Annotated in this window: 20 protein-coding genes; 6 read left to right on the top strand and 14 right to left on the bottom strand. The window is 66.6% G+C overall.

Features of this window, described 5'->3' with window-relative positions; genetic code table 11:
• Positions 1-34: 34 nt before the first annotated feature.
• The 5 genes from QF206_RS10580 to QF206_RS10560 form a co-directional block, all read right to left on the bottom strand.
• Positions 35-1,813: an ABC transporter ATP-binding protein gene (locus QF206_RS10580; protein WP_281489193.1), complete on the bottom strand. Its 1,779-nt coding sequence runs from the start codon at positions 1,811-1,813 to the stop codon at positions 35-37.
• Positions 1,813-2,184 carry a DUF2304 domain-containing protein gene (locus QF206_RS10575; protein WP_281489192.1) on the bottom strand — a complete coding sequence of 124 codons (372 nt, stop codon included), beginning with the start codon at positions 2,182-2,184 and terminating at the stop codon, positions 1,813-1,815. Before QF206_RS10575 ends, QF206_RS10580 begins: the two co-directional genes overlap by 1 nt.
• Before the next feature lie 5 nt (positions 2,185-2,189).
• Complete coding sequence (locus QF206_RS10570; RefSeq protein WP_281489191.1) at positions 2,190-2,873, bottom strand: glycosyltransferase family 2 protein; 684 nt, start codon at positions 2,871-2,873, stop codon at positions 2,190-2,192.
• Complete coding sequence (locus QF206_RS10565; RefSeq protein WP_281489190.1) at positions 2,863-3,981, bottom strand: glycosyltransferase; 1,119 nt, start codon at positions 3,979-3,981, stop codon at positions 2,863-2,865. The genes QF206_RS10570 and QF206_RS10565 overlap by 11 nt, the downstream gene beginning before the upstream one ends.
• Positions 3,982-4,045: 64 nt before the next feature.
• A complete protein-coding gene (locus QF206_RS10560; protein ID WP_281489189.1) occupies positions 4,046-5,245 on the bottom strand; it encodes a glycosyltransferase family 4 protein in 1,200 nt (399 codons plus the stop codon).
• Between the two features lie 199 nt (positions 5,246-5,444).
• Between QF206_RS10560 and QF206_RS10555 the strand changes: the two genes are divergently transcribed.
• Positions 5,445-6,734, top strand: coding sequence for a nucleotide sugar dehydrogenase (locus QF206_RS10555; protein WP_281489188.1), 1,290 nt, complete (start codon positions 5,445-5,447; stop codon positions 6,732-6,734).
• Here the strand turns inward: QF206_RS10555 and QF206_RS10550 are convergent.
• From QF206_RS10550 to QF206_RS10515, 8 genes are all read right to left on the bottom strand, one after another.
• A complete protein-coding gene (locus QF206_RS10550; protein ID WP_281489187.1) occupies positions 6,718-8,292 on the bottom strand; it encodes a DUF2142 domain-containing protein in 1,575 nt (524 codons plus the stop codon). The two genes, QF206_RS10555 and QF206_RS10550, sit on opposite strands and share 17 nt — an antisense overlap.
• An 87-nt stretch (positions 8,293-8,379) precedes the next feature.
• On the bottom strand, positions 8,380-10,872 hold the full coding sequence (locus tag QF206_RS10545; protein WP_281489186.1) for a glycosyltransferase: 2,493 nt from the start codon (positions 10,870-10,872) through the stop codon (positions 8,380-8,382).
• Entirely contained in the window at positions 10,865-11,980 is a 1,116-nt protein-coding gene (locus tag QF206_RS10540) for a glycosyltransferase family 2 protein (RefSeq protein ID WP_281489185.1), read from the bottom strand. Before QF206_RS10540 ends, QF206_RS10545 begins: the two co-directional genes overlap by 8 nt.
• Before the next feature lie 23 nt (positions 11,981-12,003).
• Positions 12,004-12,927, bottom strand: a complete 924-nt coding sequence (locus QF206_RS10535; protein ID WP_281489184.1) for a glycosyltransferase family protein — start codon at positions 12,925-12,927, stop codon at positions 12,004-12,006.
• Between the two features lie 44 nt (positions 12,928-12,971).
• Positions 12,972-14,489 (bottom strand): acyltransferase family protein, encoded by a 1,518-nt coding sequence (locus QF206_RS10530; RefSeq protein ID WP_281489183.1) that lies wholly within the window; start codon positions 14,487-14,489, stop codon positions 12,972-12,974.
• Entirely contained in the window at positions 14,486-15,355 is an 870-nt protein-coding gene (rfbA, locus tag QF206_RS10525) for a glucose-1-phosphate thymidylyltransferase RfbA (RefSeq protein ID WP_281489182.1), read from the bottom strand. Before rfbA ends, QF206_RS10530 begins: the two co-directional genes overlap by 4 nt.
• A 109-nt stretch (positions 15,356-15,464) precedes the next feature.
• Positions 15,465-16,205: an ABC transporter ATP-binding protein gene (locus tag QF206_RS10520; RefSeq protein WP_281489181.1), complete on the bottom strand. Its 741-nt coding sequence runs from the start codon at positions 16,203-16,205 to the stop codon at positions 15,465-15,467.
• Entirely contained in the window at positions 16,202-17,038 is an 837-nt protein-coding gene (locus QF206_RS10515; RefSeq protein ID WP_281489180.1) for an ABC transporter permease, read from the bottom strand. The genes QF206_RS10520 and QF206_RS10515 overlap by 4 nt, the downstream gene beginning before the upstream one ends.
• Positions 17,039-17,192: 154 nt before the next feature.
• Here QF206_RS10515 and QF206_RS10510 point away from each other — a divergent pair, with 154 nt between their 5' ends.
• Positions 17,193-18,134 carry a glycosyltransferase family 2 protein gene (locus QF206_RS10510; protein ID WP_281489179.1) on the top strand — a complete coding sequence of 314 codons (942 nt, stop codon included), beginning with the start codon at positions 17,193-17,195 and terminating at the stop codon, positions 18,132-18,134.
• Positions 18,135-18,334: 200 nt separating this feature from the next.
• On the opposite strand, the gene QF206_RS10505 is transcribed toward QF206_RS10510, so the two are convergent.
• A complete protein-coding gene (locus tag QF206_RS10505) occupies positions 18,335-18,940 on the bottom strand; it encodes a dTDP-4-dehydrorhamnose 3,5-epimerase family protein (RefSeq protein ID WP_281489178.1) in 606 nt (201 codons plus the stop codon).
• A gap of 184 nt (positions 18,941-19,124) precedes the next feature.
• Here QF206_RS10505 and rfbB point away from each other — a divergent pair, with 184 nt between their 5' ends.
• The 4 genes from rfbB (at position 19,125) to QF206_RS10485 (ending at position 23,082) form a co-directional block, all read left to right on the top strand.
• Entirely contained in the window at positions 19,125-20,120 is a 996-nt protein-coding gene (gene rfbB / locus QF206_RS10500; RefSeq protein WP_281489177.1) for a dTDP-glucose 4,6-dehydratase, read from the top strand.
• A 2-nt stretch (positions 20,121-20,122) separates the two neighbouring features.
• Entirely contained in the window at positions 20,123-21,007 is an 885-nt protein-coding gene (gene rfbD / locus QF206_RS10495) for a dTDP-4-dehydrorhamnose reductase (RefSeq protein ID WP_281489176.1), read from the top strand.
• 10 nt (positions 21,008-21,017) lie between these two features.
• Positions 21,018-22,196, top strand: a complete 1,179-nt coding sequence (locus QF206_RS10490) for a glycosyltransferase family 4 protein (protein ID WP_281489175.1) — start codon at positions 21,018-21,020, stop codon at positions 22,194-22,196.
• Positions 22,197-22,320: 124 nt separating this feature from the next.
• Positions 22,321-23,082, top strand: a complete 762-nt coding sequence (locus tag QF206_RS10485; RefSeq protein ID WP_281489174.1) for an HAD-IIB family hydrolase — start codon at positions 22,321-22,323, stop codon at positions 23,080-23,082.
• The last annotated feature ends 39 nt before the right edge of the window (positions 23,083-23,121 follow it).

Genomic DNA, 23,121 nt, shown 5'->3' with positions numbered 1-23,121 from the left:
ACTCCTGAATCCGGGAGAATGCCGGGCAGTCGTCTCAGACAAGGCCCGCGAGCGCTGCCTGTTGCGCAAACTCCGGCACCGTCGCGACGACCTCTGAGAACCGACCCGAACCAGCAACCCGACCATCTTTCAGGTAGAACACCTGATCAGCGTCCTTCACCGTTGCGAGTCGGTGCGCCACGATCACCAGGGTGACGTCGCCGCGCAGGTCGCGGATCGATTCCATGACCGCTGCCTCTGTTTTGGTGTCCAACGCACTCGTCGCCTCATCGAGTACGAGCACAAGCGGTTCGGCGTAGAGTGCGCGAGCGATTCCGAGACGCTGGCGCTGGCCGCCCGAAAGCGCGAGCCCGCGCTCTCCGACCCGCGCATCGATTCCACCTTCCCGGCTCTCCACGGTGTCGAGCAGTTGCGCACGTCGTAGCGCGGCGCGAACACGGTCGCGATCGAACTCCCCCGACCAACTGAGCGCGACGTTCTCTGCAACGGTGCCATCGAACAGCGCTACCTCTTGCGGCACATAGGCCACCCGCTCGCGCCACGATTGAGTCAGCGACGCCGTCGACGCGCCGTCCACAGTGATTGTTCCACCGGTCGGGTCGATCAATCCAAGAATGAGGTCTACCAGCGTGGACTTGCCCGAGCCCGATTGACCGACGACCGCCGCAGTGGTTCCGAACGGTATCGTCAGGCTCACGGAATCGACTGCTGGGCGCGCATCGGAGGAGTACTTGAATACGACCTCCGACAATTCAAGTTTCCTCGGGTTCGTCGGGAACGGCGCTCCTTCCGCTGCCTCGCGCCCCGCTGATGCCTCCTCGGCGGTGCGGATCTCATCGGTCACGGCGACCGGATGAGGCACGGCGGAGATCATCTGAGACAGCACGGACTGCAGCCTGATGATCGAGGGTGCCATCCTGAATCCCGCGAGACCGAACAGGGCTACCGCAGTGATCGCGTCGCCGGCACCGCCAAGCGTGAATCCAACCGCGCCCACCAGCACGAAGCCCCCCACAATGGCCGACTCGAGCACGAAACGAGGCACCTGCCCCAAGAAGTACACGTTGGCGCGGGCCCTCGTACTGTGCTCGCGGCTTCGACGCACGACGTCGACGACCTCGCCATTCTTGTTCCTGAGGGTGATCTCCTTCATTGCACCGACCATTTCGGTGATGAACCGCCCGGACTGCAGGGTGAATTGAAGATTCACACGGCCCGCGGTTCGCGCATGCCGGGCGATCCAGAAGTACAGGACAGCTCCGATCGCCCCGAGGTACAACAGCGTCACCAGGGCGATGGCAGGCTGCGCGATGACCAGCACCAAGAGGATTGCGACAAGGCTCGCGATCTCACCGAGGATGGTCGACCCAGGGAGCAGAAAACTCATCACGGCCGCGTTGACGCTCGAGTCCGCCAAGCGGACGATATCGGATGAGTTCTTCCGCAGGCGCACGAGCCAAGGCGCAGCCATGAATGCGCGGAACAAGCGGGTGCCGATCTCGAGCTCATACCGGGCGAATCTCTGAGTCGCCCAGCGGAGCAGCAGCACCGACAGCAGGCCCTTCGCGATGATCAGCGCGCACACCGCGGCGACCGCGACGAGCGCGCCGGCATCGTCGAGCTCACCGATGAGCGGGAGAACCACCGGCTGACCCGTGCTGAGCGGCGCGATCGTGAGCGCAAGCAGTCCGAGTGCGAGCGCGTCGAGGAGAGCGAGCGCCGCTTGCAGCACCGAGAAGAGTGCGACGAAACGCCGCGCGTTCGACGGCAGTACGCCAAGGAAATCACTGTAGACGCCGAAGACCTGCCGCATCAGGACGGCTCCGTATCGCCGGCGGGCTTGTCGCGGGCCTGTCCCGCGCCGGCCTCCGCAAGGGCGAGATGGCGCGCAAGTTCGGTCACATCCCGCTCCAACGACCGAAAGCGCCGGTACGTGGTCGCAACGAAGCCGAGGAAGGTCAGCACCAGCATGTACAGCAGCAGGTCGGCACCCCGACCGACGCCCACGAGCTTCGCCATCCAGGTCCAGATGCCAGGGAACGCGACGGAAGATGCCGCGGCGGCGATGAAGAACACCATGAAGATGCGACGGAGCGCCTGATGCCGGGCGCCGCCGCCTCGGAGCGTGAAGATCGCGGCGGCGACGATGACGATGATGGCGACGATCTGAAAGACGATCTGCATGAACATCACCGGAAAAACAGGTCGACGAGGATATTGACTGAGTTCAGCAACGATTGACCCTTCGATCGTGAGTACTCGGTGTACACGATATGCGTGGGATGCTCCGCCCACTTCACACCGAGCGACCCGACCGTGTCGATGAGTTCCGAGGCGTGCGCCATCCTGTTCTGACGCAGCTTGACACGCCCCGCAAGATCGCGGCCCAGGACACGGAGGCCGTTGTGGGCATCGGTCAGAGCCATACCGCTGGTGAATCGTGAATACGCTGCTGCGGTCTTGAGTACCGCGCGCTTGGCCGCGCCAACGTTCGTCCTGTCGTCGATGAACCGCGAACCGATCACGATGTCGAGGCCGTCGCGGTGAAGCCGCTCGACCATCTCCACGGCATCCGCCACCTGGTGCTGCCCGTCGGCGTCGAACGTCACCAGCGCGCTCATGGCCGGGTCTGAAAGAGCATACTCGATGCCGGTCTGCAGACTCGCGCCCTGACCCAGGTTGATCGGATGCCGCACGACCACCGCGCCTGCCGCCAAGGCTTCTTCGGGCGAGGTGTCGGACGAGCCGTCGTCGACACACACGACGTTCGGGAAATGACGACGCACATCCTCGACGACCGTTCGGATCATGGTCGCCTCGTTGTACATGGGGATGACCACCCACGTCGACGAGGCGAAGGGCTCACTCGGCATCCGTCACCCCTGCCGCCTCTCGCGATGCGGCCAGCAGCGCGGTGATCACTTCGCTCATGTGCCGCGCATCGGTCGCTGAGCTCAGTTGCGACGCGGCGGCGTGGGCAGCGCGCTTCGCGGACTCGATGCCCGGACCGTCGAGTTCGAGCAGCGACTCACGATACGACCGCACATCCCAACTCGAACTCACGACCCCGAGCGAGTACTCGCGGACGAGCGCAGCCATCTCGGGGCTCGGCCCCACTGCGATCGCCAGCCGGGCCTGCACATAGTCGAAGAACTTATTCGGAAGGGTGAGCTTCGCGTTGGTATTGGTAGGCGGGATCCAGAAGATGCCCACGTCGTACTTGTTCAGCTCCCGAGGCAGTTCCGCAGGTGTGACGGGCTCGTGGAACACGATGCGCGCGGAACCTTCCGCCCGTCTGCGGAGTTCGTCGAGATATGCGCCACCATCGCCGCCAGGCATGAGGTAGAGATCGAGCGTGTATCGGGCATCGAGGGTCTCGACGACCTCGATCATCGCCTCGAGCCCGCGACCCCTGATAGCGGCACCGCTGTGCACCAGCCTCACTCGATCAGGATTCGACTCGCTCGGCGTGAGGTCCAGGTAGGGGCCAGCATTTCGGACAACCGAGGTCTCGACGCCGAAGTAGGAGCGGTAGAGGTCGGCGATCGACCCGCACACGGCCGTCACGGCTTTCGATCGAGGGAGGTACCGGTCGCACAAGTGGGAGATGAACGGCGCCACCAGAAGTTTCCAGGAGAGGATCTGCGTCCTCTCCTCCGGCGCCCACTCGTGCATATCGGCCCAAACCGGTGCTCCCCGAGACACGGCGTGCGCAAGACCCAGCACGCGCGCCTCATTGGCGACGACCAGGTCGAACCGACGACCTTCGAGGGCAGCCAGTGCGAACCGGACGGCCGGCGCTGCGAGTTCCGAGGCTCTCATCCGCCGCAGTGCCAGGTTGAGAACTCCCGAGAACGTCTGTGGCAATGTCTTCAAGTCGGCAGGCACTTCGATGTGCTGTGCAACTCCGTCAGGGGCTGCGCCGAACCCGACAGTGGTCACGCTGCCGTGCTGCTTGAGCGCCTCGAGCTGGCGAAGCACCCGAGCGTCACTCCGGATGGGGGATAGAGAGATGCAAAGAATCTCGGCACGGTGTTGCGATGGGTCAGCGTTGCGCGGCACGCGATCCTGGTTCCTCTCCCGCCGCCTGCTTGCGCAAGGCTCGCGCGCTGCGCGCGGTTCCGTCGGCGATCCGGGCGGCGACAGCGTCGACAGCGCGTCTGCCTACTGCGTCAAGCGAGACATGGCGGCGCGCCCACTCGGCGATGCGGGTGCGCTCCTGCGCGTCAACGGTGCGTTCGAGCGCCGCTCGCATTGCTTCTGCGACCCGGCTTGAATCATAGTCGACTCCCCATCCCAGGCGATTCTGGGTGGCGAACTGTCGCCCCGGTCCGATTCCCGAGTAGATGACGGGGGTGCCGCAGGCGACTGAAGCATACATTTTCGTGGGGAACGCCCGGTGGTAATGGTCGGGGTGAACGCTCGCCAGCGTCGCGACGGCACCCCTGATCCACGGCCCGAGCTCTTCGGGAGAGAGACGCTCATAGAATCGGACGGCGCCGTCAGGCAGCTTCTCCGCCGCCGCGCGAAGCTCGTCATAGTCGGCACCGTGACCGATGAACACCAACCTTGCTTCGGGCCGGTGCGCCAGCACCTGCTGGAACGCTTTGATGAAGACGGCAGCTCCATGCACTTCCGAGGCCGTGCCGGCATAGAGGAAGTACGGGCCGTCGCCGTCGCTGCGCACTTCTCCCTCTGGCACGAAGACGCCGGTGTCGATCCCATTCCCTACGGTCACGACGCGCACACTCGGAAACAGTTCCTTCAGGCGCTCCGTGCTTTCGTCCGATGTCGAAAGCACGATGTCGGCGCCTTCAACAGCCCAGCGTTCGAGAGCGCGAACCATACGCGCCACAGCGCGCGGCGCGGTCGTCGCCAGCACGGCATCCGACCAGATGTCGGCTGCGAAGTACGCGTATCGAGTGCGCTTGATCCGCGCTGCGACGCGCACGATGCACCCGGTGGTCGGGGGTGGCTCGACCACGATGAAGTCTGGCCGCGTCGCGAGCAGGATGCGCAGCAGCGCGGGCAGGTCGAAACTCATGTATTGGAGATAGCCCCGCACGTAACCGGTGCGATCACGCAACACGGGCGCTCTGTCGATCTGAACGCCCTGCAGGGCGAACCGATCATCAGCGAACCCGCGCGGCGCCCGCGTCGTGACGACGCGAACGCGAGCTCCCGAGTCGCTTAGAGCCACCGCGAGCGCTGCGAGCCGATATGACGCCGCAGCCGGCTCAGGCATGAAGATGCGGCTGACCAACGCAAGTCGCTTTCCATGCAACTTCCGCGTCACGGCTCCCTCTCGTTGTTGTGAACTCCCGCCTCAATTGTGCCGCACGCGGGGGACGCAACCTGAGCGGCCTCTCGCCGCCCCGCGCGCAGGCGCAACGTAGAATCGCGGGGGTGCCGTTCGGTACGTCGCTGATGAGAAGGAACGCTTCGTGAAGATCGCTGTCATCGCCCTCGGCAAGATCGGCCTCCCCTTGGCCGTGCAGTTCGCATCGAAGGGACACGACGTCGTTGGCGTCGATGTGAATCCCGTCACTGTCGAATCCATCAACGCGGGGCGCGAACCCTTCCCGGGGGAGGGCCGCTTGCAGGAACTGCTGAGCGAGCTCGTGCCGGCGGGCAAGCTGCGTGCCACCACCGACTACGCCGACGCCGTGCCCGGCGCGGACGCGATCGTGCTCGTCGTGCCGCTGTTCGTCGACCAGGACGCGAAACCCGACTTCGGCTGGATGGATGCCGCGACTCGCTCGCTCGCTGAGCACCTCACTCCAGGCACCCTCGTCAGCTACGAGACGACTCTCCCGGTCGGCACCACGCGCACCCGGTGGAAGCCCATGCTCGAAGACATCAGCGGCCTCAAGGAGGGCGAGGACTTCCACCTCGTGTTCTCACCCGAGCGGGTGCTCACCGGGCGCGTGTTCGCCGACCTGCGCAAGTACCCGAAACTCGTGGGCGGCCTGAGCGACGAAGGCGCGCGCCGCGCGATCGAGTTCTACGAGGCAGTGCTCGACTTCGACGAGCGCGACGACCTGCCGCGCCCCAACGGCGTGTGGGATCTCGGCAGCGCTGAGGCATCAGAGCTCGCGAAACTCGCCGAGACGACGTACCGCGACGTGAACATCGGGCTGGCGAACCAGTTCGCGCTCTACGCCGCGAAGAACGGCATCGACATCTACAAGGTCATCGAAGCCTCGAACTCGCAGCCCTACAGCCACATCCACCAGCCGGGCATCGCTGTCGGCGGGCACTGCATCCCCGTCTACCCGCGCCTGTACCTCTGGAACGACCCCGAGGCGACCGTCGTACGAGCAGCACGTCAGGCGAATGCCGATATGCCCGATTACACGATCGGGATGCTTGAGGGCGCTCACGGCGACCTCGCTGGCCAGCGCATCGTGGTGCTCGGCGCCGCCTACCGGGGCGGCGTCAAGGAGACGGCCTTCTCCGGCGTCTTCGGCGCCGTTGAGGCTCTCAAGCGGCGCGGCGCCACCGCCCTCGTGCACGACCCGCTGTACTCGGACGCGGAGCTGGAGGCGCTGGGATTCGAGCCGTACCGCCTCGGCGAGCCGGTGGACGCTGCCGTGGTGCAGGCCGACCACGCCGAGTACCGGCAGCTTTCCGCAGGGCAGTTGCCCGGCATCCGTACGTTCATCGACGGACGCCGCGTGAGCAGCGCCGAGGATTGGCCGGGTGTCGCCTACCGGGTCATCGGCCGGGGCTGATGAGCACCGGCTGCGGCCCCGCAGCGAAGTCGCGGAGTTGCCGGCCGACACTCAGTTCGCGCAGCAGTACCCACACTGCGCCCGCCCAGGCGAGCACGCCGATCGCGAACCAGGCCATCGGTGACGGACCGAAGCTCCACCACCACTCGATGTCGGCGTTGAGGTTCGCTCCGCCGACATCCGATCCGGTCACATAGCGGCGGATGTTCGTGTGCAGGGCGATCGCGACCGCGTAGACGAGCGCGAGTCCGAGCACGATGCGCTGCACGCGAGTGAAGCCGATCGGTCTTGGCGATGTCGGCAGCAGCATGATCCCGGCGAGGAGCACGATGAGAGGCAGCACATAGCGTGGCTGCACCTGCTGCCCCACCATATGGCCGCCTTGCGCGAGCACGTAGATCGGCACGAGCACGAGCGTGAACAGCACGCCCGCTGCTGCGATCGCCTTGCGCCAGTCGAGCTGCCGAGCACCGGTGAAGATCACCGCGACGAAGACGCCGACCGCGGCGAACAGCACGCCTGCAGGCATGAAGGTGTCGAGCCAGCCGAGACCCCAGTAGCCGAAGACTCCCGCCCAGAGACCAGGGAGGTGCGTCAGGTTCGTGACGATCTGGCTCACTACATCGCCGATGCCCGGCGGCGCTTCTGTGAGATCGCGCGCTGGCGAGTTGGCCACGGCGCCCGAGAAGCCGTTGAACCCGGCTGACGACTGACGTGCAGCGAAGAAAAAGGCCACGCACACCGCTATCGCGGCCAGCGGCAGTAGCGACTTCAGCAGGTAGGAGACTCTCGGTCTGAAAGTCAGCACTGTGACCGCTGCGATGCCGACACCGACGTAGACCGCGGCATCCGCTCGTGCGCCGGCCGCCATGAACGTGGTGATGCCGAACAGCACCCCGAGCAGCACGCGCCGTACGCCTGCGGTCTCATACCAGCCGAGCAACGCCAGCCATGAGGTGCCGACGCCCATGATGGCCCACGCGCTGGGATTGTTCGACGACAGCAGGAAGAGTCCCAGCGGCACCGTGGTGATCAGCCAAGTCCACAGCAGAGTGGGCCGACGCACGGCAGGCAGCAGAGCGAAGAGCGCGGTGCTGAGCCCGACGAAGAGCAGCACGTTGACGAAGCGCATGAGAAGCACTGAGGCGACGAGGTCGTCGCCGGCGAACAGGCTCATGAAGCCGTAGTAGACCGGAGGGTACGCCCCGGCGAAATCGCCGCGCTTGGTCTCAGTCATGGCGCCGCTGTCGAACGGCTCCTGACACGCGGCGCTCTCGGCGGGCTCCGCCATGTAGCAGGCCGAGTCGACGAGCGGCTCGGGTACGACGCGCGTGTTCTCCTGCTGCCCCGGTGCGCAGTCCTCTCCCCCGTCGGCGCACCAGATGCTGACCAGATGGAAGTCGTCGTCGGGGCTCGAGCCCACCGGAGAGGCGAACACCCACGCTGTCATTGCGATGACCGCGAGCAGTGGGGCGAGCCACAGCACTCGGAATCGCGGTCGCCGAGCGGCGGGCTTCTCGGTCACGGCAGGGATCGGCGGCTCGACGTCGCTAGGCATGGCCTCGTCATCCTATCGGCAGCGCTCGCTGGGGCCGCTGTGCACCGAGGCTCGCGAGCCCTTGCAGCCGAGCCCTCGAGCGGTCGATCATCGCGACCTGAGCCGAGCCAGCACCTTGCGCACGACGACCCTCGGCCCCCCGTGCCGCAAGTGGTGCATCGCCAGCGAGACATTGTGAGCGAGCCCGTAAGCCTTCTTGGTGCGGCGGCGCTCGGTCGGTGCCTCGCCGGCGGCCATCCGCTGCTCGACGAGATCGGGCGCGCGCCGCGGATCGGCGACGAACCGCACGAGCGGCTCGAGGGTGTTGCTCCAGAAGAAGCGCTCACGCACTCGACGGATGTTCTCGCGGCTGCGGGCGATCAGTTCGTCATCGAAGAGGATGCGTTCCAAGGCCTCGGTGAGCGCGCCGACATCGTCAGCAGGCACCACGACGCCGAGTTCCTCACTGCGCACGAGGTCTGCGAACGAATCGCCGTCGGTGACCACCATGGGGAGTTCCGCCCACAGGTAGTCGAGGATGCGGGTGCGGAATGAGAACGTCGTCTCGACGTGCGCGAAGTGGGTGCTGACACCGGCATCCGCTTCGGTCAGGTAGTTCTGCCGGTCGGCGAAGTCGACCCACGAGTCGTTGAAGAACACGGCGCGATCGAGCACCCCGAGTTCTGCGGCGAGCGCGCGGGACTCGCGCACGATCGCCATCTCGGGAACCCCCGGATGCGGATGCTTGGTGCCCTGGAAGAAGAGGCGAACCCCGTCGCGGCGTTCAGCGAGGGCGGCCACCGCGCGAATCAGCGACTTGGGATCGAACCAGTTGTACAGCCCGCCGCCCCACAGCAGCACCTTGTCCTGCTCGCCGATGCCGGGCAGCACACCCTTGAGCACCTGTCGCTCGTGCCGAGGCGCTGTGCTGTCGAGCCCGAACGGGGCGAGGGCGATCAGCCGCTCGAGATCGGGATCGTCATGGTAGTTCGCTGGGTTGATCCGGCCGAGCGCCGAGAGCTGCCCCAGGTAGAAGAGACGTTGACGGTCGGAGGCGCAGAGGAAGAAGTCTGCCTTCGCCAACTGCTGATTCAGCACCCGGGTGGCGTCGGCGACCTGCTTGTCCCAGGTGGCCGCCGGCAGTTCCCTCCCCTGCTCCAGCTGTTCCAGGTGCATGGGATCGTAGATGTCGGCCACGACGATCTTCGACGTGTGCTGCAGTGCGTCGAACGCGGCCATCGCGTGACCCTGGAAGACCACGATGTCGGCCCACTGCTCGAGCGGCTCGAACGCCCTGTTGTCGCCCGCGCGAACATGCTTGAGCTCGAAGGGGGCGGAGACACCCGTTTCGAGTCGGGCGAGCGTGATCAAGGTCACCGCGTGCCCGCGCTCAGCGAGGGCGGCGGCCATGTTCCAGGCGCGGATCGCCGGGCCTGCCATCTTCACGCCGATCGGGTCGCCGGTGATGATCAGCACCGTGCGCTGCGGGGCCGGCTCGAGCACCGGGAACGCCTCGACGAGGCTGCGATATCCCGCCAGATACGACTTGTCATCGGCGGCGACGGCGTCGACGCGACCGAAGAGCGACCAGACGGCTCGGTCCGAGATGCGCCGTGACGCTTGAATCGCATCGCGGTCGCGCGTCAGGCCAGGCAATTGCTCGACGAACTGGTCGATCGCGTAGACGGTCGCGACGACCTCTCGGGATACCGGTTCCTGCCGCTCCCGCTCGTCATGCGCGGCACTTCGGTAGTCGTACGACGTCGAGTCGAGTCCCGCTTCGGCGACAGAGCGGCGGATCGCCAGCGACAGCGCTGCTGGCAGGATCGCGTCGAGCGTCTGCTGCTCGAGGTTCTTGTAGAGCGCGAACAACGCGTTGCGCTCCAGGAAGTAGCGCTCCCTGTGACTGCCGAACTTGTCGGCCGCGGCGTGGTGCCGGTGGTACGCGATCGACGACGGTTCGTAGCGGAAGCGGCGGCCACTCAGGTTCAGACGCCAGCCGAAGTCGACGTCTTCATAGAACATGAAGAAGCGTTCGTCGAACCCGCCGAGCTCGAGATAGGCGTCACGTCGCACGAACATCGCCGAACCAGTGCCGAACAGCACGTCTTTGGCATCGAGCCCGACACCGGATGCCGCGTCGCCCACGAACGGCTTGTATCCCTTGCCGAACCAGGTCAGCGCCGAACCGACGTAGTCGACGGTCTCGCCGTTCCAATCGAGGACGCGGCTCGCGACGGCGGCGATGCCGGCATCCGCTCTGAAGGCCTCGACCGCAGCCGACACCCACTTCGGGTCGGGCTTGGCATCGCTGTTGAGGAACGCCACGAACTCGCCCCGGCTGGCCTTCACCCCGAGGTTGCAGCCGCCCGCGAAGCCGAGGTTGTCGGGCGACTCGACCAGCGTCACACCGGGCAATTCGGTGCGAAGGCGTGCTGCGCTGTCATCGCCCGAACCGTTCTCGACCACGACGATCTCGAGGCTGCTCGCGGGCCAGTCGACCTCGGCGAGGTGACGCACAGCCTCGATGGTGTCGTCGGCGCCGCGGAAATTGACCAGTACTACGGATACGAGCGGTGCCTCGACCCCGGCGTCAGCCACGCCGTCTTGTCCTTCCCAGCATCCGGCGCAGTCTATTCCGTGCCGTGGCCGCGTAGTGCACAGCCGGGCCGACGATGCGCCACATCCAGCGCACCGACCGGCGCAACTGGTTCCCCGCGAAGAGGAAGCGGAAGCCTTCCAACGCCTCGTTGTAGAGCACCATCTCGCGAATCGCGTTCATGGAGCCAGGAGGCAGCATGAACACCGCGTGCTCGATCTTGTCGATGACGCGCTGTTCAGACGCCAACCAGCGCTCGCGCGTGTGCGCGGTGTACGACGACTCGCCGCCGCTCCAGCGCCGGTAGGTAGCGGTGAGGGACGCGATCTCGGTGACACCGGCGGTCAACGACCCGCGCAGCACCATGTCCCAGTCCTCGGCGACTTCGAGATCCTCATCGAACCGCATGCCGTACCGCGTGAACAACGTGGCCGGGAACGCGAAGGTCATGAACGGCGAGTGGTTCACGAGCATGTGCTTCAGCTGGTCGAAGTGCTGGGCATGCTCGGCCCTCGGCCACGACGTGGACCTGAAGCCCGCCTGACCGCCGGACCACACCTCCGGCTCGACCGACTGGTTCGCGACCGTCGATCGCAGCAGACGGCCCTCGTGCTTGCGAGCCGCGGTGTGGAACTCCTCGACCCAGTGCGCGAAGAGCAGATCGTCATCGTCGTAGAACGCGATGTACCGGCCGTTCGCGGCTTCGACACCCACATTGAGCGGGCGCGAGCGAGTGCCCCCGGACACTTCGATGAGGCGCACCCGTTCGCGGAATCCATCCGGCTGACGCTCCAGGATGCTCCCGACTCCCTCGAGGCCCTCCGGCAGCGCGTTGTGCGCGACGAGCACGACCTCGAAGTCCTGATCGGTCTGCGCTGAGAGGCAGAGAAGCGCATCCTTCAGGGATTCCAGGCGCTTTCCCTGCGTTCGAACGACGACTGTGAGGAACGGCGACGATTCGTCCGGCGCTCCGATGTACTCGCGAACGGCGCTGAGACGTCGCGCGAACTCAGGATCGACGTGCTCGCGCGCGATCATCAGGTCGAGCATCGCGACGAAATTGGATTCGGGCGGGTCGACGGGGGTGTCGATGACGGTGGAGTCTGTCATTTCGGCTGCTTCCCTCGAGATCGTCAGAATCGGTTCGGCGAGTAATTGCCGTCGACGAAGGTGGCGATGCGGTGTTCGGCATCGAGCGGCGCAGGCATCGTGCCTTCGCGTTCCCGCCGCGCGACCTCGGCGACGACGCGACGCGCGACGTCGGAGCCCTCGGCCTCGAACTGCTTGAGTATCGATCGCGCGATGTCGGGACGCGAGTACTTGAACGGCAGGAGCACGGCTGCCTCTGCCGAGTAGTAGCGCTCGGTGTCGCTCGCTTGCATATCGCCCGCCGTGGAGAGTCTCTTGTCATGGAAGACCCGAGCGGCGGGCTCGTGAACCACGCGATGCCCGGCGAGCCGCAGGCGCCACGAGAGGTCGACGTCATCGCAGTACATGAAGAACGTCTCGTGATCGAAGCCGCCCACCTGGTCGAACGCCTGGCGCTGCAGCATCGAGCACGCCCCGGAGGCCCATGAGGTGTCGAAGCTTCTCGGGTCGTACTCCTTGGGGTGCTCGAACGGGATCTGCCGACCGTCGGCGAGGGCGATATCGCCTGCCACAGTGCGCGCGAGCGCGCCGACGCTGTCGGCGCCGAGCATCGAGTCGGGGTTGAGCACGAGCAGCAGGTCTCCTGTCGTCGACTTCGCCAGTCGGTTGTGACCACCGCCGTGGCCGAGGTTCTCATCGAAGAACTCGACCGTGAGCGTGCCGCCCGCTTGCTCGACATGAGATCGGATGCCGTCGACCTCGGAACCGGTCAGTGCAGGCTGCGGCGAGCAATCGCCGAGGGCCAACGTCCAGTCGCCGATGACGCCGTCTTCGCGCGCCCACTTCACGCTGTTCGCCAGGGCCTCGGCGGCTCGAATGAGCCCGTCGGCATCGTTTCGGTAGAGGACTTGCTGGATCACCAGGCTCCGCGGCTGAACAGCCGGGCCGGTCGAGTCGGTCACCGTCACTCCCACATTGTGACAGGGTGGGCGATTCTGTTCCTGAGTGCCGGTCAGGGCTTGGTGAGCTGCCTGGTCTCGTCCGATTCCTCAGGCAGGCTGACCACGGTGTCATCGGTCGCGCCTGCGAGCACCGGAGCCGCGGCCAAACTGGTCGGAGGCGCAGAGGGTCGTGCGGAGACCGCCGGAGCATCGACGGGCGACTGCGGCGGTTCTTCGGTCAGCACCGGAGGTGTGAGCGCCGCTTCCACGGGGTCGGCCAGGTCGGAGTCGATGCGAGCAGCGTCGATGAGGGCGTCATCGATGATGGCGCTGTCGATGGTGGCGTCGCGGAGAGTGCCGGTGTCGATGGCAGCGCCGTGCGGAGCGACGGCTCCCGCCCCCCGGTCGTCGGACTGGCGATGCCGGCTGCGGCGCGGCATCCTGTCGAGCCAGTACCGCGCTCCTCGGCCCGGTCCCCAAGACTTCGCACGCATGGCGCGCTTCTCCACGAGGTGCCAGCTCACCCAGGCGCAGCCGAGTGAGAGCACGAGTGCGAGACCGATATAGGGAACAAGACCGAGCCGTTGCGCGCCGAAGTGCGCGAGGAGTTGCTGCACGACGAACCCGTAGATGTACACGCCGTACGAGTAGTCGTTCACCTTGCCGACGCGCTGGAGCGCCCGCGGCAGCCGCGCGGCGAGGTAGAGCACGAAGTATGCACCGGCGATCGTGCCGATCGTCGAGAAGCCGCCGAGTCGCAACGATCCGATGAGCACGATGCCGGCCAGGATGCCGAGCCTGTCGTCGAAGGGCACCTCTCGGGAGTAGGCGGCCAGCACGGCCCCGACAAGGAACGTGAAGCCGAGGGTGCGCGAGTACGGGTCGGCGAGCAGCGGTAGCAGCGTCGCGATCGCCTGCGCGTCGACCGCCGCCGCGACGATCAAGATGAGGAAGCCGACGGCGAGCGCGGGCGCGGCGACCCGCACCCATCGCATCAATCCGAACGCGACAAGCACGGCGACGAGCAGGTAGCAGTTCCACTCGTAGATCAGGGTCCAGATCGAGCCGTTGAAGACGCTTCCGCCGGTGAGCTCCCCGTAGGGCGTTGTGCCCGCCAGCAGGTCGCCGATGCCGAATGAACCGATGTTCAGGGTCCAGTTGGCGGCGAGATAGGCCAGCAACGCGGCCACCGACAGATCGGCGAGGTTGTCACCGTTCGAGACCCACACGATCGGCGCAGCGATGAAGGCGGTCACCAGCAGCACGAGCCAGTAGGCGGGGAAGATCCGGAGCGAGCGGCGCCACATGAACTGCACGACGTCGCCCGACATGCCGCTCTTCGTGATCAAGTAGCCGCTGATCGCGAAGAACCCCGCGACGGCGAGGCCTCCGAGTGACACCTGCCCCTGGGTGAATCGTCGGAAGAGGTCTCCCTCGAATCCTCCGAGTGGGAACGCGTGGTCGACGATGACCAGTGCGGCCATGACGAGACGGAGCAGTCCCAGCGAGTTGTTCGAGCCGTTGAGCGCCTGGCCGATGCTGACGGTCTTGCGAGTCGCCTCCGACGACGTGGCGGAGGCGACCGTCACCGCTCGCGCCTCAGCAGCGTGGTGATGTACTGCCCGTAGCCGCTCTTGAGCAGCGGTTCGGCCAGCTTCTCGAGCTGCGCGTCGTCGATCCACCCTGCACGCCAGGCGATCTCCTCGATGCAGCCGACTTTGAAGCCCTGCCGGTCCTCGATGACCCTCACGTACTCGCCGGCCTGCATCATCGACTCGAACGTGCCGGTGTCGAGCCAGGCCACGCCTCGGTCGAGCACCTGCACCTTGAGCTTGCCCGCCTCGAGGTAGCGCTGGTTGACATCGGAGATCTCGAGTTCGCCGCGGGCGCTCGGCGTGATCGACTTCGCGATCTCGATCACCTGGTTGTCGTAGAAGTACAGGCCGGGCACCGCGTAGTTGCTCTTGGGGCGCTGCGGCTTCTCCTCGATCGAGAGCGCACGCATCTCATCGTCGAACTCGACCACGCCATACGCCGTGGGGTTCGACACGTGATAGGCGAAGATGAGCGCACCATCGATGTCGGTGTGCTTGCGCAGGTTCGAGCCCAGTCCGACCCCGTGGAAGATGTTGTCGCCGAGCACGAGCGCCACGCTGTCGTCGCCGATGAACTCCTGACCGATGATGAACGCCTGGGCGAGACCGTCGGGAGACGGCTGCTCCGCGTACTCGATGCGGATGCCGAGATGAGAACCGTCGCCGAAGAGGGCGCGGAACTGCTCGTTGTACTCCGGGGTGGTGATGATCAGGATCTCGTTGATCCCCGCCATCATCAGGGTCGACAAGGGGTAGTACACCATCGGCTTGTCATAAATCGGCATGAGCTGCTTCGAAATGCCCTTGGTGATGGGCCACAGCCGGGTGCCGGAGCCGCCGGCCAGAATGATCCCGCGCATCTTCCCCCGTTCAGTGATCGAGTCTGCGTGGCCGCCGGCGGAGCTCTTCCCCTGCGGGAAGCGTGTCGGCTACTGACGCAACGCTCGGCACAGTCTAGTCAGGGGATTTTCAAGCGGCGCCGTGCGCGCCCTTGCCGCCGAGATACGCCTCGATCGTCGAATCGACGTCGCCCACCGTCATCAAGTGGCCCTTGTTGAGCCAGGCGGCGTGGTCGCACATGTCGCGCACGGCTTCCATGGAGTGGCTCACCAGGATGACGGTGCGCCCCTCATCGCGGAAGTCGCGGAACTTCTGCAGGCACTTCTCCTGGAACTCGGCATCGCCGACGGCCAACACCTCGTCGACCACCAGGATGTCGGGTTCGACGCTGATCGCGATCGAGAAGCCCAGACGCACGTACATGCCCGACGAGTAGTTCTTCACCGGCTGGTCGATGAACTGCTCGACGCCTGAGAAGTCGACGATCTGGTCGTACTTGCGGTCGATCTCCTTCTTCGACATCCCGAGGATCGAGCCGTTGAGGTAGATGTTCTCGCGACCGGAGAGTTCGTGGTGGAAGCCTGAGCCGACCTCGAGCATCGCGGCCATGCGCCCGTTGTAGCGGATGCTGCCAGAGGTGGGCCAGTAGATCTTCGCGAGGCACTTCAGCAGCGTGGACTTGCCGGAGCCGTTGCTGCCGATCAACGCGAACGTCGAGCCCTCCGGCACGTCGAAGCTCACGTCCTTCAACGCCCAGAAGTCTTCGTGCACCGAACGGCGGCGGCGCATGATCGCTGACTTCAGCGTCTGATTGCGCTCGTGGTACAGCCGGAAGCTCTTGCTGACCTGATCGATCTCGACGGCGTTCATAGCGCTTCGGCGAATCCCTTCTCCTTGCGTGCGAACACCCAGAAACCCAGCGCGAGCGCGAGCAGAGCGCTCACGATGCAGAAGGTGAGGTCACCGAGATCGGGCCAGCGGTTGTCGTAGAGCAGTTGCCGGAACACGGCCACGAACCGCTCCATGGGGTTCAGCCGGAAGATGTCGAGCAGGGTGATCGGAGTCCCGAGCAGGCCGCCGACATCGTTGGAGAGGTTCCGGACGAGCGAGAGCGGGTAGATGATCGGCGTCAGGTACATCCAAAGCTGCAGCACGATGCTCAGCAGGTGCTCGGTGTCGCGGAAGTACACATTCGCCACGGCGACGAGCAGTGAGACGCCGGCCGCGAAGACGGCGAGCAGCAGCATCATCAGCAGCACGAGAGGCAACCACGGCAGCACCCAGGCGCCGACGATCATCAGGGCGATGACGAGCACGGCCATCTCGAAGAGCCAGTTGTACCCGGATGCCGTCACCAGCGACAGCGGCAGCACGACGCGCGGGAAGTACACCTTCTGAATGAGCCCAGCGTTGCTCACCAGCGAGTCGACGCCGCCGCTCACCACCTTGGCGAAGAACAGCCAGGGCAACAGCCCGCAGAGCAACCAGAGGGCGAAGACATTGAGCCCGCTCGGATCGCCCGGGTCGGGCTGAACTCGGAAGATGAAAGCGAAGATGAAGGTGTAGACGACCATCATCGCGAGCGGATTCGCGAGCGACCAGAGCTGGCCGAGCAGGGTGCGCTTGTACTTGCCCTTCACCTCACGGAGGGTGAGGTACATCAGCAGCTCGCGTGAATCGAGCACTGTTCTCAGGTAAGACATCGGGCCTCGTTCGGTGGTCGGCCGGGTTCTGGCCGCAGACCCTCAATAGCGTACCGAGCGCCGGCTGGACCCCTGCCACAGTCGGAGCGGTCAGCAGCATCCGGCGCGGCCCCAGTCCGGGGCGCAGACGCCGACAGTAGGATGAGAGCCGCCCATGACCGCTTCCTCCTCGACCCCGCCTCCGCGCCTCGGCGTGATCACCGTCGGATACCGGTCGGAAGAGGAACTGGCCCGTTTTCTCCCCACTGTTCGGGCGGCCACCGCGAAGCCGGTGGAAGTCGTCATCGCCGACAACCGGCCGACCTGGAGCGACGGACGGGGTGCTGTCGTCGCCGCGACGGCACCGAGCCCCGCGCACGTGAACGCCACCGAGCAACTGGCCGCGGCATCCGGTGCTCGGTATCTGTCGATCCCCGCGAATCCCGGGTACGGCGGTGCGATCAATCGTGCCGTGACCGAGCTGCCCGGGAGCGTCGAGTGGATGCTCATCAGCAACCCCGATGTGCTGTTGGAGCCGGGAGCGATTGATGCGCTAGTCGAAGTGGGCGACACCGATCCCTCGATCGGTGCGGTGGGCCCGGCGATCCTGAACGAGGACGGCACGATCTATCCGTCTGCGAGGCGCATCCCGTCACTGCGGAACGGGGTCGGCCATGCACTCTTCGTGAACGTGTGGCCCGGCAACAGATGGAGCCGTGCCTATCTCGACGCGCCCGACGCCGATAGCGCGCAGCGGGATGCCGGATGGCTCTCGGGCGCCTGCGTGCTCGTGCGACGGTCGGTGTTCGACTCGATCGGCGGCTTCGACGACGGCTACTTCATGTACTTCGAAGACGTGGATCTGGGGTACCGGATCGGCAAGGCGGGGTATCGGAACGTGTATGCGCCCCAGGCGCGCGTGCTGCACACCGGCGCTCATTCGACGAGCGGCGAGTCGGCCGCGATGATCGACGCGCATCACCGCAGCGCAGCGCGATTCCTCGCGCGGCGCTACCCCGGCGCGTTGCTGTGGCCGGTGCGCGCCGCGTTGCGCGTGGGGTTGTGGGTGCGCTCGCAAATCGCGAAGCGGCGGGCCCGGGCGGCCGCTGCTGACTGAGGCGCCCCTCGCTCGGCCGGTCACCTGCCTCTCGGCATCTGCTGGCGCGTCACCTGCCGCTCGACCGCGGTCGCGCGCGTTGGTGCGAGGGTTCGCTGCAGACCGCTGGGTTGCAACGCGCGCGGATGCAGCAAACCCTCGCGAGAGCTGGGGGTCTGGCGCGGTGGCGCCAGAGTCGACGCACGAATACGCGGCGAACGTCAGCGCGCGTTGAGCTCCGCGTAGAAGGCGCGCGCGGCGTCCCAGGTGGGGAGCAGGCCGGATGCCGCGGCCTCCGCCAGCGACGGGGCCTCGGTGTCTTTGGGTGACAGCAGCGGCTCGCCCGCGGCATCCGGGAACACCAGCGCCACCTCGGGGTCGAGCGGGTTGATGCCGTGCTCGCGGGGCGCGTTGTACACGTCGGTGACGAGGTAGCTCACGGTGGCATCGTCGGTGAGCGCGACGAAGCAGTGCCCGAGACCCTCGGCGATGTAGATCGCACGGCGGTCCTGGTCATCGAGCAGCACGGAGTCCCACTGGCCGAACGTCGGCGATCCGACGCGGATGTCGATCACGAAGTCGAGCACCGCACCGTGGGTGGCCGTCACGTACTTCGCCTGGCTGGGCGGGATATCGGCGAAGTGGATGCCGCGCACCACCCCGCGCTTCGACACGCTCGTATTCGCCTGGCGCAGGTCGAGCGAGCGCCCCACCGCCTCTTCGAGCCGGTCGAAGCGGTACCACTCGAGGAAGACGCCGCGGTCATCGGCGAACTGCTTCGGCGTGATCTCGTAGGAATCGGGGATGCTCAGCTCGCGAATCTGCACGAGGCCGAGTGTAGTCAGCGGCGCAATGAGACGCTCTCGCTCAGGCGATCACGGAGGCGGCCTCGGTAGACTCGGGCGGTCGCCGGTGGGATGCCTGCGGCATCCGTTCATCGCATCGACCGCGACCGCGCGAACCGGCCTCCTCGGCTCGCGCGCGACGGCCGAACGAGCAGGAGCAGCATTCGTGAAGATCCTTGTCACCGGCGGTGCCGGGTTCATCGGCTCGAACTTCGTCCACTACCTCATCGAGCACTCCGACCACACGGTGACCGTGCTCGACAAGCTCACCTACGCCGGCAACCTCGCCTCGCTCGAGGGTCTGCCCGACAACCGATTCCAGTTCGTGAAGGGCGACATCTGCGACGCCGCGCTCGTCGACGAACTGTTCGCGAGGCACGACGCGGTCGTGCACTACGCGGCGGAGAGCCACAACGACAACTCGCTCGACGACCCGAGGCCGTTCCTCGACACGAACATCGTCGGCACCTATACGCTCCTCGAAGCCGCGCGTCGTCACGACATCCGGCTGCATCACATCTCGACCGACGAGGTCTACGGCGACCTCGAGCTCGACGACCCGCAGCGCTTCACCGAGACGACGCCATACAACCCGTCGAGCCCGTACTCGTCGACCAAGGCGGGCAGCGACCTGCTCGTGCGCGCCTGGGTGCGATCGTTCGGCGTGAAGGCCACGCTCTCGAACTGCTCGAACAACTACGGGCCGTACCAGCACGTGGAGAAGTTCATTCCGCGACAGATCACCAATGTGCTGCTGGGCGAGCGTCCGAAGCTCTACGGCACGGGCGAGAACGTGCGCGACTGGATCCACGCGAACGACCACAGCTCGGCGGTGCTCACGGTGCTCGAGCGAGGGCGCCTCGGCGAGACGTACCTGATCGGCGCCGACGGCGAGCGCAACAACAAGCAGGTCGTCGAGCTGATCCTGCGCGAGATGGGGCAGCCGGCCGACGCCTACGACCATGTGAACGACCGACCGGGGCACGACCTGCGCTACGCGATCGACCCGAGCAAGCTGCGCGATGAGCTGGGATGGCGACCGGCGTTCGCCGACTTCGAGGCGGGCCTTGCCGACACCATCGCGTGGTACCGCGCCAACGAGGCGTGGTGGATGCCGCAGAAGTCGGCCACCGAGGCGCGCTACCAGGCGCAGGGCCAGTAGCCATGACGCGGATTCTGGTCGCGGGCGCGGGCGGCATGCTCGGGCACGACCTCATGACGGTGCTCGAGGGCCGGGATGCCGTGGGCCTCGGCCGCGCAGAGCTCGACGTCACCGATCTCGCCTCCGTGCGGGCCGCGGTGCGCGAGACCGGTATCGGCTCGGGTGACGCCATCATCAACGCTGCGGCGTACACGAGGGTCGACGACGCCGAGGCCGACGAGGATCGCGCATACGCGGTCAACGCGACCGGCGCCCGGCACCTGGCGATCGTCGCGGCAGAGGCTGGGGCTCGCCTCCTGCAGGTGTCGACCGACTACGTGTTCGACGGCACCGCGTCCACTCCCTATGCCGAAGACACCCTGCGCAATCCCGTGAGCGCGTACGGCCGTACCAAGGCCGAGGGCGAGCGTCTCGCGCTCGAGGCGCACCCGGCGGGCGCCTTCATCGTGCGCACCGCGTGGCTGTACGGCGAGCACGGCGGCAACTTCCCCGCAACGATGCTGAAGCTGGCGGCATCCCGCCCCACCGTCTCGGTCGTGACCGACCAGGTCGGCCAGCCCACCTGGACCATGGATCTCGCGAAGCAGCTCGTGGCCCTCATCGACGCCGACGCGCCCGCCGCGGTCTACCACGGCACCAACAGCGGGCAGGCGAGCTGGTACGAGTTCGCTCGCGCCGTCTTCGGGGAGGCCGGGCTCGACCCGGCGCGAGTCGAGCCGACGGATTCGGCGAGCTTCGTGCGTCCGGCCCCGAGACCCGCGTACTCGGTGCTCGGGCATGACGGCTGGGCGCGGGCGGGCGTGCCCCCGATGCGAGACTGGCGCGAAGCCCTCTTCGAAGCCGTCTCGACCGGAGCCATCTCATCGGGAGACAGCACCGCGCAATGAGGGTCGCATCATGATCACGCTGCGCGTCGTGCTCGACGACATGCGCCTGCCCGGAAGCATCGGCAGGTACTCGGAAGAGCTCGCACGGGCCCTGATCGAGACCGCCCCGGCCGGATGCGGTGTGGTGGGCATCGTGTCGGCCGCCCACGACTCCGAGATCAAGGCGATCGAGAAGGTGCTGCCCGGTCTCGAATCGCTCGTGCGGTTGCGCATGAGCCGACGCGCGCTCCAGACACTGTGGGTCGCGGGCGGCAAGTTCGAGCAGCTGGTGCCGAACGGCGCTCGCCGCCTGCTTGCAGACACCGGCGGGCTCAGCGGCATGCTGCACTCGACGAGCCTGCTCGCCCCGCTGCAGGCCAGCGACCGGCTCGAGGCGCGCGGCCGGCAATCTGCGGTGACGATCCACAGCGCCGCCGCCTTCACCAACCCGGCCACGATGTCGACCGCCGAGGTCGCGTGGCAGCGGGCCATGATCAAGCGCGCGGCCAAGCACGCCGACGCGATCGTGGTGCCCACGCACAGCACTGCCGAGCAGCTGTCGCACTTCGTCGACGTGGGTGAACGGGTGCGGGTGATCAGCGCGGCCGTCAGCTCGAAGCTGCGAGTGCCCATCGACGCCGACGCGCGCGCGGCGGCGCTCGACCTGCCCGAGCGATACCTGCTGACGACGGGCAGCCTCAATCTGGCGCGCGGACTCGGCGATCTCATCACGTCGATGGCGACCGGTGCGGCTCCTGACGTTCCGCTGGTCATCACCGGCGCCTCGGATGCCGCGCGTGAGGCGATCGAGCAGCACACCGCATCGCTTGGCCTCGACTCGTCGCGCGTGCGCGTCTACGGCAGGCTGACCGACCAGGAACTCGCCGTCGCGCTCGACCGGGCGACGGTCTACGTAGCGCCGACGGTCGACGACGGCATCGGCCTGCCACTCATGGAGGCGCTCTCGTTCGGCGCTGTGACGGTGTACTCGGATGCCCCCGCACACCTGGAGGTGGCGGCGGGCGCCGGCCTCGCGGTTGCTCGCGACGACCGCCGCAACTACCCCGAGCGCCTCGCCATCGCCATCGGCGAAGCGCTCAGCGATGGAGAGCTCGCGGCACGCCTCTCGGTGCTCGCATCCGACCGCGCCAGGGCATTCAGCTGGCGCGACTCGGCCGAGAAGGTGTGGCAGCTTCACGCCGACCTCTAGCACGTCGCTGCTGGGCCGGTCGCTTCCGGGCTAGTCGCTTCTGGGCCGCGGCATCCGCCGTTCACTCCGCCGCCAGACCCGACTCATCGCCGGTTCCGAGGGTGCCCCGGTACCATTGAGGGCCATGCCATTCGAACTGATCGCCTTCGATCTCGACGACACGCTCGCGCCATCGAAGTCGCCGCTGCCCGACGAGATCGCCCACCGCCTGGGTGAACTGCTGCAGACCACCGAGGTCTGCGTGATCTCCGGCGGGCAGTTCGAGCAGTTCCGCAAGCAGGTGGTCGATCGGCTGCCGCAGCTCGACGACGAGGCGCTCGCACGACTGCACCTGATGCCCACCTGCGGCACCCAGTACTTCAGGCACGGCGAGTACGGCTGGTCGGCGGTCTACGCCGAGCACCTCACCGACGACGAGAAGCAGCGAGCACTCGACGCGGTCGAGGAAGAGGCTCGCCGGCTCGGCTACTGGGAGACCGAGACGTGGGGTCCGATTCTCGAGGACCGCGGCTCGCAGATCACGTTCTCCGCGCTCGGCCAGTCCGCTCCCGTCGACGCGAAGGCCGCATGGGACCCGACGGGCGAGAAGAAGAACGCCCTGCGCGCCGCAGTCGCTGAACTGCTCCCCGACCTAGAAGTGCGCTCGGGCGGATCGACCTCGGTCGACATCACGCGCAAGGGCATCGACAAGGCCTACGGGATGCAGCGGCTCTCAGACGTGACCGGCATCCCGCTCGACGAGATGCTCTTCGTGGGTGACCGGCTCGACCCCGACGGCAACGACTACCCCGTCAAGGCGATGGGGGTGCGCTGCCACGAGGTGAGCGGCTGGGAAGACACCGCGGAGTTCCTCGGCGAGCTCATTCCGCAGCTCATCGCGCGCTGACGCGCGGCCGCGAGGCGAAGCGCAGCGAGTCGGGACGAA

It is taken from the genome of Ruicaihuangia caeni (assembly GCF_029952955.1).
GTDB lineage: Bacteria > Actinomycetota > Actinomycetes > Actinomycetales > Microbacteriaceae > Ruicaihuangia > Ruicaihuangia caeni.
Note: the sequence above shows the minus strand (reverse complement) of the source record. Positions and strands in the feature narration are given on the sequence as shown.

Bases quoted from the DNA above. Each gene is read 5' to 3' on its own strand.
- QF206_RS10580 (WP_281489193.1), bottom strand. From the start codon at position 1,813: ATGCGGCAGGTCTTCGGCGTCTACAGTGATTTCCTTGGCGTACTGCCG.
- QF206_RS10575 (WP_281489192.1), bottom strand. From the start codon at position 2,184: ATGCAGATCGTCTTTCAGATCGTCGCCATCATCGTCATCGTCGCCGCC.
- QF206_RS10570 (WP_281489191.1), bottom strand. From the start codon at position 2,873: ATGCCGAGTGAGCCCTTCGCCTCGTCGACGTGGGTGGTCATCCCCATG.
- QF206_RS10560 (WP_281489189.1), bottom strand. From the start codon at position 5,245: ATGCCTGAGCCGGCTGCGGCGTCATATCGGCTCGCAGCGCTCGCGGTG.
- QF206_RS10550 (WP_281489187.1), bottom strand. From the start codon at position 8,292: ATGCCTAGCGACGTCGAGCCGCCGATCCCTGCCGTGACCGAGAAGCCC.
- QF206_RS10540 (WP_281489185.1), bottom strand. From the start codon at position 11,980: ATGACAGACTCCACCGTCATCGACACCCCCGTCGACCCGCCCGAATCC.
- rfbA (WP_281489182.1), bottom strand. From the start codon at position 15,355: ATGCGCGGGATCATTCTGGCCGGCGGCTCCGGCACCCGGCTGTGGCCC.
- QF206_RS10520 (WP_281489181.1), bottom strand. From the start codon at position 16,205: ATGAACGCCGTCGAGATCGATCAGGTCAGCAAGAGCTTCCGGCTGTAC.
- QF206_RS10515 (WP_281489180.1), bottom strand. From the start codon at position 17,038: ATGTCTTACCTGAGAACAGTGCTCGATTCACGCGAGCTGCTGATGTAC.
- QF206_RS10510 (WP_281489179.1), top strand. From the start codon at position 17,193: ATGACCGCTTCCTCCTCGACCCCGCCTCCGCGCCTCGGCGTGATCACC.
- rfbD (WP_281489176.1), top strand. From the start codon at position 20,123: ATGACGCGGATTCTGGTCGCGGGCGCGGGCGGCATGCTCGGGCACGAC.
- QF206_RS10490 (WP_281489175.1), top strand. From the start codon at position 21,018: ATGATCACGCTGCGCGTCGTGCTCGACGACATGCGCCTGCCCGGAAGC.
- QF206_RS10485 (WP_281489174.1), top strand. From the start codon at position 22,321: ATGCCATTCGAACTGATCGCCTTCGATCTCGACGACACGCTCGCGCCA.